Below are 15387 nucleotides of genomic sequence, written 5' to 3' on the forward strand. Positions count from 1 at the left end.
TGACTACCATCGAGGCGTTCGCCTGATTACACGCTCTCTGATTGCGTCATGTCGACCGTCCCACGGTCCCCCAGTTGTCAGCCAGCCCTCTGGTAATTCTGTCCTTATATTCACAGGTCAGCCACCAGGCGATTCATACCGCTAGATTCCATATCGAGAAGACTTTTACGTCAGGAAGCACGACGCCCCATGTCCTTGCGGACGGGCTGCAGTCGCTCGACACTCCGTTGCCGAATCCGTTGTACGGCCGTGGTGAGTGATCTTTCCTGAACCTTTGGCACCTGTATTCTTTCCACTCAGGCGCTTGCCCCCGGGAATGCTGTCGAGATCAGCCTGCACTCACACAGTACAGTGTCAGTCTCTGCCTCCTGCTCGTCTTCTCGATTCCCTTCTTATCTTCAGCCCTGCTGACACGAGCTACGTTCAAACAAGCCGATGAATCTTACCCAACTCAAGCAAAATACCGTCCCGGAACTGCTGGAACTCGCCCAGACCATGGGGATCGACAACCTGGCACGTTCGCGCAAGCAGGACATCATCTTCGCCATCCTCAAGAAGCACGCGAAAAGCGGCGAGGATATCTATGGTGATGGTGTGCTGGAAATCCTGCAGGACGGCTTCGGCTTCCTGCGCAGTGCGGATTCTTCCTACCTTGCTGGCCCCGACGACATCTACGTTTCCCCGTCCCAGATTCGCCGCTTCAATCTGCGCAAGGGCGATACCATTTCCGGCAAGATTCGTCCGCCGAAGGAAGGGGAACGTTACTTCGCGCTGCTCAAGGTCAATCAGATCAACTTTGACCGTCCCGAGAACGCCAAGCACAAGATCCTGTTCGAGAACCTGACGCCGCTGTTCCCGCAATCGCGTCTGCTGATGGAAATCGGCAACGGTTCCACCGAGGACATCACCTCGCGCATCCTGGATCTCACGGCCCCGATCGGCAAGGGACAGCGTGGTCTGATCGTGTCACCGCCCAAGGCGGGCAAGACGATGATGCTGCAGAACATCGCCGCCTCCATCACTCGCAACAACCCCGAATGTCACCTCATCGTGCTGCTGATCGATGAGCGTCCTGAGGAAGTCACCGAAATGTCGCGCACCGTGCGCGGCGAAGTCGTGGCCTCCACCTTCGATGAGCCGCCGGCCCGTCACGTCCAGGTCGCCGAGATGGTGATCGAGAAGGCCAAGCGTCTGGTGGAGCACAAGAAGGATGTCGTCATCCTGCTCGATTCCATCACGCGTCTGGCGCGTGCCTACAACACCGTGGTGCCGTCCTCCGGCAAGGTGTTGACCGGTGGTGTCGATGCGCATGCCCTCGAGAAGCCGAAGCGCTTCTTCGGTGCCGCGCGCAACATCGAGGAAGGCGGCAGTCTGACCATCCTCGCCACGGCACTGGTCGACACCGGTTCCAAGATGGACGAAGTCATCTTCGAGGAGTTCAAGGGCACCGGTAACATGGAAGCGCACCTCGACCGCAAGCTGGCCGAGCGTCGTGTCTTCCCGGCACTCAACATCCGTCGTTCCGGTACGCGTCGTGAAGACCTGATCGCGTCTGAAGATGAAATGCAGCGCATGTGGATCCTGCGCAAGCTGCTCAATCCGATGGAAGACGTGGCCGCGACCGAATTCCTGATCGACCGCCTGAAAGATACCAAGACCAACCTCGAGTTCTTCGAGGCCATGAAGCGCCGCTGAGCCGATGTCCTGAGTTGACGAGGCAATGCCATGGATTCCCCACGTGATTCCGTTCAATGACGGAATCACGTGGGGAATCAGCACTTCCCGAGACGCCCATCTCCTGATCAGGAGATGGGCGTCTTGCGTTGTCGGCCTGCCGACTATCGGCTGGCAATGGTATGCTCGGAACCTGATCAAGCCGACCGGAAACTCCCATGCAGTATCGAGACTTGCGCGATTTCATCGCGGCGCTGGAAGAGAAGGGCGAACTCAAGCGCATTCGTGCCGAGGTGGACCCTTACCTGGAGATGACCGAGATCTGCGATCGCACCCTGAAGGCGGGTGGTCCGGCGTTGCTGTTCGAGAACGTCAAGGGCCACAGCATGCCGGTGCTGGGCAATCTGTTCGGCACGCCGCGTCGTGTGGCGCTGGGCATGGGGCAGGAGTCGGTCGAGGCACTGCGCGAAGTCGGCGAGCTGCTCGCCTTCCTCAAGGAGCCGGAGCCGCCCAGAGGCTTCCGTGATGCCTGGGACAAGCTGCCGATCTTCAAGCAGGTGATGAGCATGGGCCCCAAGCGGGTCAAGCGTGCGCCCTGTCAGGAGGTCGTACTGGAGGGGGATGATGTCGATCTCGACATGATTCCGATTCAGCACTGCTGGCCCGGAGATGCCGCGCCGCTGGTGACCTGGCCGCTGGTGATTACCCGCGGGCCGCACAAGGAGCGTCAGAACCTCGGCATCTACCGTCAGCAGAAGCTTGGCAAGAATCGGCTGATCATGCGCTGGCTGGCGCACCGTGGCGGGGCTCTGGATTTCCGTGAGTGGCAGAAGGCCCATCCGGGTGAGCCCTTCCCGGTCTCCGTGGCGCTGGGGGCTGACCCGGCGACGATTCTGGGCGCTGTCACTCCGGTGCCGGATACGCTGTCAGAGTACGCCTTCGCGGGGCTGCTGCGCGGCTCGCGCACCGAGCTGGTCAAATGTGGCCTGTCGGAGCTCGAGGTGCCGGCCAGCGCCGAGATCATCCTCGAGGGCTACCTGTATCCGGATGACATGGCACCGGAAGGCCCCTACGGCGATCACACCGGCTATTACAACGAGGTCGAGAGCTTCCCCGTCTTCACCATCGAGCGCATCACCCATCGTCGCGATCCGATCTATCACTCGACCTATACCGGGCGTCCACCGGATGAGCCGGCGATTCTCGGTCTGGCCCTCAATGAGGTCTTCGTGCCGATTCTGCGCAAGCAGTTCCCGGAGATCGTCGACTTCTATCTGCCGCCGGAGGGATGCTCCTACCGCATGGCGGTGGTGACGATGAAGAAGCAGTACCCCGGCCACGCCAAGCGCGTGATGATGGGAGTCTGGAGCTTCCTGCGCCAGTTCATGTATACCAAGTTCGTGATCGTGCTGGATGATGATGTCGATGCCCGCAAGTGGGAAGATGTCATCTGGGCCATCACCACGCGGATGGACCCGAGCCGTGATACCGTTCTGGTCGACAATACGCCGATCGACTATCTCGATTTCGCCTCGCCAACCGCGGGGCTCGGCTCCAAGATGGGCATGGATGCCACCAACAAGTGGCCCGGCGAGACCGACCGCGAATGGGGCGAGCCCATCGTGATGAGCGACGAGATCGTCTCGCGGGTCGATGAGCGCTGGGATAGTCTGGGCATTCTGGATTGAGTCTCACCTGACCATCACCACTCATGCATTTACCCTGCCTCGGCGCCAGGCGTCGCGGCAGGCTTCAGACAACAAGAGGATACGATGACGGCGCGGACCCTGACCTGTCATGTCGAGAGTGTGGAAGACCTGACCCCGGACGTGTTTCGTGTGCGCTTTGCCGCACGTCCCGAGGCCCTGGCGCATGCGCCGGGCCAGTATCTCGAGATGAAGCTCGACGACACCACCTGGGTACCGTTCTCCATCGCCAACGCTGCCAAGGGAGATGGCGTGCTTGAGCTGCACATCCAGCACTGGCCGGAGCGCAGCAACTCGGCGCGTCTGCGCAGCCTGCTGGTCGCGGCCAATCAGCTGGAGTTGCGCCTGCCGAATGGCGAATGCGTGCTCGATCTCGACGACCCCAGTCCCATCGTGCTGATCTGTGCCGGTACCGGATTCTCGCAGATGCATGCCATGTTGCAGGCAGCGTTTGCACACGGCCTCAATCAGCCCATCGAACTGTGGTGGGCCGCGCGTGAGCGTCGGGATCTGTATCTGGAAAGCGCCGCGCTCCACTGGGCCGCCAGTCAGCCCAATTTCCGCTACGTGCCGGTACTGGAAGAAGCGCCTGAGGCGGGTGATGCCCACCATCAGGCACTGGAAGCGGCTGGGGTCGAGGCAAGCTTCAATGGCCATATCGGACGTATCGATGATGCGCTGCGAGCGCATGCGGAGAGCATGGCAGGCAAGCGCGTCTATCTGTCGGGCTCGCCCGGCATGGTCTATGCCTGTGTCGATGCGCTGACGCCGCTGGGGGTCGAGGCCAGCGCGCTGAGCTCCGATGTCTTCAGTTATGCACCACGCGAGCCGCTACTGGATCCGGCGCTGGTATCCGGCTGAAGCTGCCTGACGTTGCCTGAAGGAGTCGAGTGAATGAGTCAGTCCCCCATCCTGATCACCGGTGGCGCCCAGCGACTGGGGCGCTACTGCGCCGAACGTCTGGTGGATGATGGCCATCCCGTCATCATCAGTTACCGACGTGAGCGCGAAGAGCTCGATGCCCTGCGGGCGTTGGGTATCCGCACCGTCCAGGCGGATTTCTCCAGTGAGGCGGGCATCCAGGCCTTCATCGCGACGATTCGTGAGATGACGCCGACGCTGAGGGCCATCGTGCACAATGCCAGCGACTGGGCGCCGGATGGTGGGGCGGAGGAGCGCGGCGAGATGTTCGAGCATCTGTTTCGCGTCCACATGCAGGCGCCGTATCTGATCAATCTGGCGCTGCGTGATCTGCTGGAGGCAGGTATCGAGACTCAGGCCGACATCGTCCACATGAGTGATTTCGTGGTCCAGAAAGGCTCGCGCAAGCATGCGGCCTACGCGGCCAGCAAGGCGGGGCTCGAGAATCTGACCTTGTCGTTCGCATCGATGTTCGCCCCTCGTATCCAGGTCAACACCATCGCACCGGCACTGATCATGCTGCGCCCGGACGACGACGATGATTACGCCGAGCGTGCGCGGGCCAAGTCTGCGATGCAGAGTGTGCCGGGCCCAGGCGTGATCTGGCAGGCGCTGCGTTATCTGCTGGACAGTCCCTATGTCACGGGCACGACACTCCCGGTGGATGGCGGACGTCATCTCACGTGACGGGTGTTTCCTGCCGGTGTCCGGGTAGCCTCCAGGGATCGAGGCCCGGCAGAGCAGCATGAAAAAAGCCCCCGCTGAGAAGCGGGGGCTTTTTCGTTGATGCGACGTCGTGTGGTGACGCAGCGTTTGCCGTCAGTGCTTGCAGGCAGTGCCTACAGAATGTGGCGGCCTTCGACGGCGGTGAACTGGCCTTTCTTGAGCGTTGGCCCCATGTTCTGACCGGAGGGAGCGCCGCCCGGATTTTCCAGCGTGATCACCAGATCGCTGTCGGGGAAGGCGGCCAGATATTCCTTCGGCACTTCCACCTTCATGGTGCCGGAGTGCGGCAGAATGCCCAGTGACATCGGCTCCTTGCCATCCTTGGCCATCAGCCACAGCTCGCAGACCTTGCCGGGGGCCGGGGCGTTGGGGCTGACGGCCTGGACCATCATCTCACCCGAGTGGGAGGCATTGACGATCCAGCCGGGGCTGCTGTCAGGGTTGCTGACCACGAACACGTAGTCGCTCTCCATGCTCTCGTTCTGACCCAGACTGAAGGTCAGGCTGACGGCGAGTGCGAGGCTGAACGCCGTGGCCGTCATGCCTTGCCACAGGCCCAGGCGACGCCACCACGGCTGCCGGGCGGTGCCCGTCGCCTCGGCGATGCCTTGCCAGACATCGGCGGGCGGTGCGACAGGGGGAAGCTGTTCATTGAACACGTTCAGGTGTTCGCGCCAGCGCTCCACATCGCGCTGCAGGTCGTGACTCACGGAGAGCAGCGATTCGAAAGCGGCGCGCTCACTGCGTGTCAGGGTTCCGAGCGCGTACTCGCCCGCTGCGGTTTCACGCAGTTCGGGATCGCTCAGATCAAATGACTCATGCATGTCTTTAACCTCTCGAGTCCACGTCGGACCCAGCTCTTGACGGTGCCCAAGGGCTGGTCCAGTTGGTTGGCCAGATCCTGGTGGGTGAGGCCTTCGAAGTAGGCCAGTTCCAGGGCGCGGCGTTGATCGTCATTCAGCTCGGCCAGACACTGGTGGAGTTCACCACTGTGCTGGGCCAGGTCGACATCTGCCTCGATATCACTTCGACCGGGCATGGCAGCGATCAATTCGTCGCTGTCGTGCTCGCTGGGTCGCTGTCGACGTATCCAGTCGATGGCGATGTTGCGGGTCATGGTGCCGAGCCAGGTCATCGGGCGGGCGCGGCCGGCGTCATACTGGCCGGCGGCGGCCCATACCCGGATGTAGACCTGCTGAAGACAATCCTGCGCGGATGCCTCATGTCTCAAGATACGCAGCAACTGAGCGTATAGATGCGCACTGGTTGCGCGATAAAGTCGATCCAGTGCCTTGGCATCCTGCCGGGCACATCCCGACAGATACTCTATCAGTGCATCATTTCGGGAATCCTGCATGTATGCATTCCAAGCTGTGGGCGCGGTGTCAGGCACCGCTGGACGAATGCGCGTTGCCGATCATGTCGTTCGACAACCAAAGGTTATACTGATGCCACTCCGGGCTGATAGTCCTTCTTTATACGTGCAGGCAACGGTTTGTTGCCCGATCACGCTTGCGTGCGACGTTTCGTAGTGCAAGGATAGAGTCATCGACGCTTCATCGTCATCACTGGACACCGGCCCGACCCATGAATCAATCCTCAAGCTCCCGCCTTCGCACTGCCGCTGCCTGCCCTTCGGGTCAGCTGGCGTCGGCTGCGTGTGCGGCTGGCTATTGGTATTGGTTTACACAGGGGCGCGCCTGAGGTTACGGCGTGCCTGTCTCGTACGGGCTGCCACCACCTTGAAGAACCCCCGGTCGCAGCCACGACCGGGGGTTCTTGCGTTTGGGCCCGGCAATCTCTCATGACGAGAGAGGCGTGCCACCCTAACGTGCCAACGATGATTGCAGCATGAATGACTGGAGGAATGACCATGCGTACCACGATCCCGACTACCCGCTTCTCTTTCGCTTCCGCTCGGGTCGTGCATGGTTATTGGCGCTGGCGATTTAGCGGCGTCCTGCCTCTTTCCGCTGTCACCGCGGGGCAGGGCGAGCAACACCGGGGTGACGATTCGCGAAGTCCCTGTCTGTCAGAGTGAATATTGCGTGATGAAGCCGAAGCTTCGTCACAGGAGAGAAGACCATGAACGCCAGCCTTGAACGCGTGTTGACGAATGACCCGCACACAGCCGATACCACTGTCGGCACCATGACCGCCGAGACTACCCCCGTGACCCGCTTCGATGCCGCCCAGACACCGACCACTCCCGGACGCATCAGCCGTGAAGCCCTGCCCAGCGCCAGCGAATTGCGCGCGCAGCTGCCGGTGGATGCTGACCTGGCCGGCCAGATTCGCCAGCACCGCGCTGAGATCAACGCGATTCTTGCCGGGGAGGATGATCGCCTGCTGGTGGTAGTCGGCCCGTGTTCCATCCATGATCTCAAGGCCGCGCGTGAATACGCCCAGCGCCTTGCGGTGATCGAACCGCAGGTCCGTGATCGCCTCAAGCTGGTGATGCGTGTCTATGTCGAGAAGCCGCGCACGACGGTGGGCTGGAAGGGGCTGGCCTATGATCCGCATCTGGATGGCAGTGATGACATGGCCAGCGGCCTGCGTCAGGCGCGCGAGCTGATGCGCGAGATCAACCAGCTGGGCCTGCCGGTGGCGACGGAGCTGCTGCAGCCGCTGACCGCCGCCTACCTGGAAGACCTGCTCGGCTGGGCGGCCATCGGGGCACGCACCACCGAGTCACAGATCCACCGCGAGATGGCCTCCGGCCTTGGCTGCGCCGTAGGCTTCAAGAATGGAACCGATGGTGGGGTCGAGGTCGCCGTGCAGGCGATCGGTGCGGCAGCTCACGGGCATCGCCACTTCGGCATGGATGACAGCGGGCGCCCGGCGCTGATCGAGACCGCGGGCAATCCCCACACCCATGTGGTGCTGCGGGGCGGCCATGGTCAGCCCAACTACGATGCAGACTCGGTGGCCGCCTGCCGGCGAGAGCTGGAAGGGGCCGGTCTGACACCGCGACTGATGGTCGACTGCAGTCATGCCAACTCGCGCAAGGATCACCGTCGTCAGAGCGAAGTGATGCTGGATGTGCTCTCCCAGCGTCTGGCCGGTGATGACGCCTTGATCGGCGTGATGCTGGAAAGCCATCTCAACGAGGGCAAGCAGGCATTGCCGGCAGCGGACAAGCTCTCGCAGCTGCGCCATGGCGTTTCCGTGACCGATGCCTGTCTCGGGTGGGAGACGACGGAGCATCTGCTGAGTCTGGCGGCAGAGCGTCTGCGAGACGCCTGACCCAGACACCACCCTGCTGGTGAAGCCCTCTTTCCTCACGGCTGACGGAGCAGGTCTCGCGCTTGTGAATTCCCCGCGCCCGATGGTCATGCGACCGTCGGGCGCTGTCGTTTGCATGAGGCGTATCGTTCGCGTCATACGACTGTCATTTGGTTCGCGTATCACTCTTGTTGCCCTTGGCGGCCCCACAGGGGCCAGGCCTGAAAAGAACAACCCGCAACCTGACTACGGGGAAGCAGCATGAGCAAGGAAATTGAAGATCATCGCCTACTGAATGCCAGTCACAACGAGACATTCTCTTCCATCATCGACAAGCACCTTTCCCGTCGTCGCGTGTTGCAGGGTGGTCTGGGCATGGCGGCTGCCAGCATGCTGGGCGGCTTCGGGCTGGCGGGCCTGAGCGGTACGGCCAATGCCGACAGCGGCAAGACCACAGGGACCCCGGCGAAGACACCGCTGGCGCTGGCCTTCGAGTCCATCAAGGGCTCTCGCACGGATGCCTTCGTGGTACCTGCAGGGTATACCGCCCATGTCCTGGCACCGTGGGGCACCCCGCTCAACGACAAGGCACCGCAGTGGAGTGAATCGCTGGCGATGACGCCGGAGGCCCAGCTCAACAGTATCGGCATGCATCACGACGGCATGCACAACTTCGCGCTGAGCGAAGACACCGCCTCCAGCAATTTCCTGCTGGTGATGAACAATGAGTACATCGATCAGGATGCCCTGTGGGCGCCCAAGGGCGGCGCGACCAATGCGGAGTCCGGTAAGCGCCCGGCCGATGAAGTGCGTACCGAGATCAATGCCCACGGCGTGACCGTCGTCGAAGTCAAGAAGGATGCCGGCGGCAAGTGGGATGTGGTGAGCAACTCCGGCTACAACCGTCGCTATACCAGCGCCAGCGAGATGGTGTTGAGTGGCCCGGTGGCAGGCAGTGATTACGTCAAGACTGCCTTCTCTCCGGATGGCACGCGCACGCGTGGTACCAACAACAACTGCGCCAACGGCTATACCCCCTGGGGCACCTACCTGACCTGTGAGGAGAACTGGCCGGGTTACTTCGTCAAGCGCAGTGATCGTCAGAGCGATGATGATCGCATCGGCATCGAGACCGAGCGTGGCCGCTACGGCTGGGAAACCGCCGCGGGAGATGCCAGCGAAGTCGATGGCGAATTCGCGCGCTTCGACAATACGCCGACGGCGGACAGTGCCGACAAGGATTATCGCAATGAGCCGCGTACCTTCGGCTACATCGTCGAGATCGACCCCTACACCGGTGAGAAGGCCGTCAAGCGCACCGCGCTGGGACGTTTCCGCCATGAAGGCTGCTGGCCTGGCAAGCTGGTCGAAGGCGAGCCGGTGGTGTTCTATTCAGGCCATGACTCGCGCAACGAATACATCTACAAGTTCGTCTCCGATGCCAGATGGGAGGCCGCCGATGCGCACGTGCCGGGAGCCGACAAGAATCGCCTGACGATCGGTGACAAGTATCTGGACAAGGGCACGTTGTATGTTGCCCAGTTCTCCGCCGACGGTACTGGCAAGTGGCTGAAGCTGACGCCGGATGCCGTGACCAGGGATGGCCGGACGCTTGCCGCTGCGCTGGGCCTGGCGGCCGATGATCTGGCCGGCGTCATCATCCATACCGCGGACGCGGCGGATCTGATGGGCGCCACGCCGATGGACCGCCCGGAGTGGGGTGCCGTCGACCCGGCTTCCGGTGAGGTCTACATGACACTGACCAACAACTCCAAGCGCACCGAAGAGGGTGCCGCGGCGGCCTTCACCAATGACGGCAAGGCCATCGAGGAGCCGGGAGTCGGTTACAAGACGGCGCCGACCAATGCCGCCAACCCGCGCGGTGACAACGAGGCAGGACAGATCATCCGCTGGCGTGAGGCAGGGGATCACACCGCCTTCGATTGGGAGATATTCGTGTTCGGCGCGGCGGCCAGTGACGCCGACAACCTGTCCGGCCTGACCGAGATGAATGAATTCGCCAGTCCGGATGGCCTCTACTTCGACGAACGTGAGGACGAGCAGGGTATCCTGTGGATCCAGACGGACAACGGCTACGCCGGTGTGGCGGACGCCACCAATGACCAGCTACTGGCCGTCGTGCCGGCCGCGCTTCAGCAGGCCGAAGGGGATGCTGCCGTGATCGGTGCCGATAACCAGGCACAGCTCAAGCGCTTCGCGGTTGGCCCGAACGGCTGTGAAGTGACCGGCATCTTCGCGACACCTGACAGGACGGCGTTGTTCGTCAATATCCAGCATCCCGGCAACTGGCCGCAGAGTGTGGATGCGACTGCCGAAACTGACGGCAGTGTGCGCCCGCGCGCCGCGACCGTCGTCATCCAGCGTGAAGATGGTGGTCAGATCGGCGTCTGATCCGTTGAGCGCTTGATCCGATCGTCAGCTGCCAGGCCCCCGCATCCAAGATGCGGGGGCCTTTTCATTGTCTGGTTGGGGGGCAGAAGGATCGGGACAGGAGGACTGGGACAAGGCTTGTCTGCTCAACGCAGACGGCCCCCACGCAAGCGTGAGGGCCGAGAGTCAGGTGAATGGACTGCGCCGGATGAGGCGGGCCCGAGCGGGGCGCGATCAGGCCTTGGCAGCGTAGGCGAACAGCAGGGTTTCCTGCACGCTGATCGGCTCTGCATCGCCGGCATCCAGCTGGGTGTAGTGACCATCGCTTTCCAGGCGCCAGCTCTGGCAGTTGTCAACCAGATAGGTGTCCAGGTCCTTGCGGATGCGCTGTGCCAGCTTCTTGTCGAGCAACGGGAAGCAGGTCTCGACGCGATGGAACATGTTGCGCTCCATGAAGTCCGCGCTGGAACACCAGGTCTCCGGCTGGCCGGCATTGTGGAAGTGGAAGGTGCGAGTATGTTCCAGGAAGCGACCGATCACCGAGCGGACGCGGATATTGTCGGAGATGCCCGGAACGCCCGGACGCAGACAGCAGACCCCGCGGATGATCAGATCGCACTGCACGCCCGCGCGTGAGGCGCGATACAGCGCGCGGATCAGCTTGGGTTCGGTCAGTGAGTTGCACTTGATGATGATGTGGGCGCGCTTGCCCTTCTCGGCGTTGCGCGCTTCCCGGTCGATCATCTCCACCAGTCGCTCATGCAGTGTGAAGGGGGCATGCAGCAACTTCTCGATATTGCGTTGCTTGCCCATGCCAGTCAGCTGCTGGAAGACCTTGTGCACGTCCTCGCACAAGGTCTCGTTGGACGTCAGCAGGCTGTAATCGGTGTACAGGCGCGCCGTCTTGGCGTGGTAGTTGCCGGTGCCGAGGTGCGCATAGTGGCGCAGCTCGCCATTTTCTCGCCGCACGATGTGCAGCATCTTGGCATGGGTCTTGTAGGCCATCACCCCGTAGATGACGATGGCGCCTGCCTCCTGAAGGCGGGAGGCCAGCTGCAGGTTGTCGGCTTCATCGAAGCGGGCACGCAGCTCGATCACCACGGTGATCTCCTTGCCCTGGCGTGCAGCTTCCACCAGCGAGGAGACGATGTTGGAATCGGCTCCGGTGCGATAGAGCGTCTGCTTGATGGCCAGCACGTTCGGGTCGCGCGCTGCCTCGGCCAGCAGACTCTCGACCGGCGAGAACGACTGGAAGGGGTGATGCAGCAGGATGTCTTCGCGGCGAATGGCATCGAACAGGCTGTTGTCACTCTTGAGTGCCTTGGGCGTGCCGGGAGTGAACGGTGCGTAGAGCAGGTCCTCGCGGCCCACGTCGCCGATGACTTCCATCAGGCGATTGAGATTGACCGGTCCCTTCACCTGATACAGGTCTCGCTTCTCCAGCTCGAACTGCTTGAGCAGGAAGGTGTAGAGCGCCTCCGGACAGTTGTCCGCCACTTCCAGGCGCACGCCATCGCCGTAACGCCGCGCCAGCAGCTCGCCGCGCAGCGCCGAGGCCAGATCCGAGACATCCTCGGCATCCACCGAGAGGTCGGCGTTGCGCGTCAGCCGGAACTGGTAGCAGCCCTTGATCTTCATCCCCGGGAACAGCTCCTGGGCATGGGCATGAATCATCGAGGACAGGAAGACGTACTCGGTATAGCCGCTCTCTGCGAGCGCTTCCGGCACGCGAATCAAGCGCGGCAGCGAGCGCGGAGCCGGAAGAATGGCCAGGCCGCCCTCGCGCCCGAAGGCGTCCTTTCCTTCCAGCTCGACGATGAAGTTGAGGCTCTTGTTGACCAGGCGCGGGAAGGGATGTGATGGATCAAGCCCGATCGGGCTGATGACCGGCTGAATCTCTTCCTCGAAGTATTCGCGAACCCAGGCTTTCTGGGCGTCGTTCCACTGATTGCGGCGACGGAAGCGGATGTGTTGCTCTTCAAGCGCCGGAATCAGTTCTTCGTTGAGGATGCGGTACTGGCGCTCCACCTGCTCGTGGGTGATGCGCGAGATCTCGTCGAGCACCTTGCCGGGCAGCATGCCATCCGGGCCGGGCTCGGTGCGGTCGAAGGCGATCTGATGCTTGAGACCCGCCACGCGGATCTCGAAGAACTCGTCCATGTTGGACGTGAAGATCAGCAGGAACATCAGCCGGTTGAGCAGCGGATGCGAAGTGTCCTGCGCCTGTTCCAGTACCCGGATGTTGAACTGCAGATTCGACAGCTCACGATTGAAATACAGGGCGGGGTCGGCCAGGTCGGCTTCGGGGGAGGGCGTGACCTTGGCGTGAATGCCCTTGCGCGTGCGATTGACGCGCAGGGGCGGAGGTTCAAGGGCTGGCGGCTCGTCGGTGACCAGCTCCATGTCGCCCTCTTTCCCCCGGGACGCCGCCGGGGCGGCAGCGTCCTGATGCGGTTGGGGAGCGGTGTCCAGCGAGGTGTCTGACGCGTCATCTATGGCGTTCTTGTGGGTCTGTTCCATCATCAACTCCATGACCCCGGTCAGACACGGTCGCCGGGGTAGTCAAAGGCGATTCTTCTCCGCCAGCAGTTCCGCGGCCCGGCGGGCAAAATAGGTGAGAATGCCGTCGGCACCCGCACGCTTGAAGCACATCAATGATTCGAGAATGACCTTGTCGGCATCCAGCCAGCCGTTCTGGAAGGCGGCCATGTGCATGGCGTACTCGCCGCTGACCTGGTAGGCGAAGGTCGGCACTTCCAGTTCACGCTTCACGCGGGACACCACATCCAGGTAGGGCATGCCCGGCTTGACCATCACCATGTCGGCGCCCTCGGCGAGATCCATGGCCACTTCATGCAGCGCTTCGTCGCTGTTGGCCGGATCCATCTGGTAGGTCTGCTTGTCGGCCTTGCCCAGATTGCCGCTCGAGCCCACCGCATCACGGAACGGGCCGTAGTAGTTGGAGGCGTACTTGGCCGAATAGGCCATGATGCGGGTATTGATCAGGCCTTCCTGTTCCAGCATGGCACGGATGGAGCCGATGCGGCCGTCCATCATGTCAGAAGGGGCCACGACATCGGCGCCCGCTTCCGCGTGTGACAGTGCCTGCTTGATCAGGGTGTCCACGGTGCGGTCGTTGAGCACGTAGCCGTCATCATCGAGGATGCCGTCCTGGCCATGCACGGTGTAGGGATCCAGCGCCACATCGGTGATCACGCCCAGCGTCGGGATGGCTTCCTTGAGGGCACGCACCGCGCGCTGCACCAGGCCATTGGCGTTGTAGGACTCCTCGGCCAGCAGGCTCTTGGCCTCGGCATCGATCACCGGGAACAGCGCGATGGCCGGCACGCCCAGCGCATGGACCTCACGGCATTCCTCGACCAGCAGGTCGATGGACAGGCGCTCGACCCCGGGCATGCTGGTCACGGCTTCACGACGCTGCGAACCTTCCAGCACGAAGACCGGCAGGATCAGATCATCGGCCGTCAGCTGGTTCTCGCGCATCAGGCGGCGAGAGAAATCATCCTTGCGCATGCGGCGCATGCGAATCGCAGGAAACTGGCGTGGGGTACGTTGACTCAAGAGAGGCTCTCCGGATCTAAGGCTCCGGTTCCGTGAGGGACGCTGGAAGTCTAGGTCTATAATATTTCAATGATATTACAGGTCAGACGGCGCCCATACGACCGAAGGAGATGGGATTGGCCGAGCAAGCTGTCGGCACGATGCTTTCGAGTATATCAGTGCATGCAGGTCGGAACAGGGGCGCGGCATGGGGCAGGGTGTCGCGTCGTGTGCACTGTCATCCTGCCCGCCGAACCGCGAGGGGCGCCCTTGAGATGTGGCCATGCCGCCCATAGTCTTGGGGCATCGGAGTGACGAATACTCAGGTGCTGCAGGCCGCCGGCATCATCTGTCCTTTCCAGCAGGTACCTCTTCACATGGTGCTTGCCTGTAGCGGATTCCTGTACGAATCTGTCACTTCTGACCTGTCGGCAGCCGCCGAGCAGTTCACCGTCAATGGAGTAACACATGACCAAGCAGGTAGCCCTGATCCTATCCGGTTGCGGTGTCTATGATGGCTCCGAGATCTACGAAACGACCCTGACCATGCTTCGGCTTGATCAGCTGGGCATCCGCTACGAGTGCTTCGCTCCGGACATCGATCAGCATCATGTGCTCAACCACGCCACCGGCGAGGAAATGGACGAGACACGCAATGTGCTGACCGAGTCGGCTCGCCTGGCGCGTGGCAAGGTGCGTCCGTTGCCGGAGCTGTCCGCCGAGGACTTCGACGCGCTGATTCTGCCCGGTGGCTTCGGTGCCGCCAAGAATCTCAGCAACTTTGCCGTCAAGGGCGCGGATCTGACGCTGGTGGATGGTCTGCGCGAGGTGGTGCAGCCCTTCCATGCGGTCGGCAAGCCGATCGGCGTGATGTGCATCGCGCCGGTGATGGTGCCGAAGCTGCTGGGCGAGGGGATCTCGGTCACCATCGGCACGGACCCTGAAGTCTCCGGCGCCATCAGTGCCCAAGGCGGTCTGCACAAGAGCTGTGAGGTGACGGATATCGTGATTGATGCCGCCAATCGCGTGATCACGACGCCAGCCTACATGCAGGCAGAGCGCATCTCCGAGGCTGCCGAAGGCATTTTCAAGCTGGTGGAGCGTCTGAACGGCTGGATCGAGGAAGACCAGGCCAAGGCCAGCCAACAGGATTGACACGGTCGCACGGTACCCAGCAGGAAAC

General features: G+C 62.2%; 11 protein-coding genes. 7 read left to right on the forward strand and 4 right to left on the reverse strand.

Annotated elements, in window-relative coordinates:
• The first annotated feature begins 435 nt into the window (after nucleotides 1-435).
• The 4 genes from rho to folM all read left to right on the forward strand — a co-directional run bounded on the left by rho (nucleotide 436) and on the right by folM (nucleotide 4988).
• Nucleotides 436-1695, forward strand: a complete 1260-nt coding sequence (gene rho / locus ACZYGA_RS12095) for a transcription termination factor Rho (protein WP_077377862.1) — start codon at nucleotides 436-438, stop codon at nucleotides 1693-1695.
• Nucleotides 1696-1892: 197 nt separating this feature from the next.
• Nucleotides 1893-3362, forward strand: a complete 1470-nt coding sequence (gene ubiD, locus ACZYGA_RS12100; RefSeq protein ID WP_404626310.1) for a 4-hydroxy-3-polyprenylbenzoate decarboxylase — start codon at nucleotides 1893-1895, stop codon at nucleotides 3360-3362.
• Nucleotides 3363-3446: 84 nt separating this feature from the next.
• Nucleotides 3447-4241 (forward strand): FAD-binding oxidoreductase, encoded by a 795-nt coding sequence (locus ACZYGA_RS12105; protein ID WP_176494248.1) that lies wholly within the window; start codon nucleotides 3447-3449, stop codon nucleotides 4239-4241.
• A 33-nt stretch (nucleotides 4242-4274) separates the two neighbouring features.
• Nucleotides 4275-4988 carry a dihydromonapterin reductase gene (gene folM / locus ACZYGA_RS12110; RefSeq protein WP_077377870.1) on the forward strand — a complete coding sequence of 238 codons (714 nt, stop codon included), beginning with the start codon at nucleotides 4275-4277 and terminating at the stop codon, nucleotides 4986-4988.
• Nucleotides 4989-5140: 152 nt separating this feature from the next.
• On the opposite strand, the gene ACZYGA_RS12115 is transcribed toward folM, so the two are convergent.
• Complete coding sequence (locus ACZYGA_RS12115; protein WP_077377873.1) at nucleotides 5141-5851, reverse strand: anti-sigma factor; 711 nt, start codon at nucleotides 5849-5851, stop codon at nucleotides 5141-5143.
• Nucleotides 5830-6384 carry a sigma-70 family RNA polymerase sigma factor gene (locus ACZYGA_RS12120; RefSeq protein WP_084207827.1) on the reverse strand — a complete coding sequence of 185 codons (555 nt, stop codon included), beginning with the start codon at nucleotides 6382-6384 and terminating at the stop codon, nucleotides 5830-5832. The genes ACZYGA_RS12115 and ACZYGA_RS12120 overlap by 22 nt, the downstream gene beginning before the upstream one ends.
• Before the next feature lie 794 nt (nucleotides 6385-7178).
• Between ACZYGA_RS12120 and ACZYGA_RS12125 the strand changes: the two genes are divergently transcribed.
• Nucleotides 7179-8273, forward strand: a complete 1095-nt coding sequence (locus tag ACZYGA_RS12125; RefSeq protein WP_077378189.1) for a 3-deoxy-7-phosphoheptulonate synthase — start codon at nucleotides 7179-7181, stop codon at nucleotides 8271-8273.
• 240 nt (nucleotides 8274-8513) lie between these two features.
• Complete coding sequence (locus ACZYGA_RS12130) at nucleotides 8514-10664, forward strand: PhoX family protein (protein ID WP_404626314.1); 2151 nt, start codon at nucleotides 8514-8516, stop codon at nucleotides 10662-10664.
• A gap of 213 nt (nucleotides 10665-10877) precedes the next feature.
• Here the strand turns inward: ACZYGA_RS12130 and ppk1 are convergent, their stop codons facing one another.
• Together ppk1 and hemB are read right to left on the reverse strand one after the other, a co-directional pair.
• Entirely contained in the window at nucleotides 10878-13046 is a 2169-nt protein-coding gene (ppk1, locus tag ACZYGA_RS12135) for a polyphosphate kinase 1 (protein WP_077377882.1), read from the reverse strand.
• A gap of 159 nt (nucleotides 13047-13205) precedes the next feature.
• Nucleotides 13206-14225 carry a porphobilinogen synthase gene (hemB, locus tag ACZYGA_RS12140; RefSeq protein ID WP_136939602.1) on the reverse strand — a complete coding sequence of 340 codons (1020 nt, stop codon included), beginning with the start codon at nucleotides 14223-14225 and terminating at the stop codon, nucleotides 13206-13208.
• A 447-nt stretch (nucleotides 14226-14672) separates the two neighbouring features.
• Here hemB and elbB point away from each other — a divergent pair, with 447 nt between their 5' ends.
• Nucleotides 14673-15359, forward strand: a complete 687-nt coding sequence (gene elbB, locus ACZYGA_RS12145) for an isoprenoid biosynthesis glyoxalase ElbB (protein WP_404626317.1) — start codon at nucleotides 14673-14675, stop codon at nucleotides 15357-15359.
• The last annotated feature ends 28 nt before the right edge of the window (nucleotides 15360-15387 follow it).

The organism is Cobetia sp. BL01, assembly GCF_056493605.1.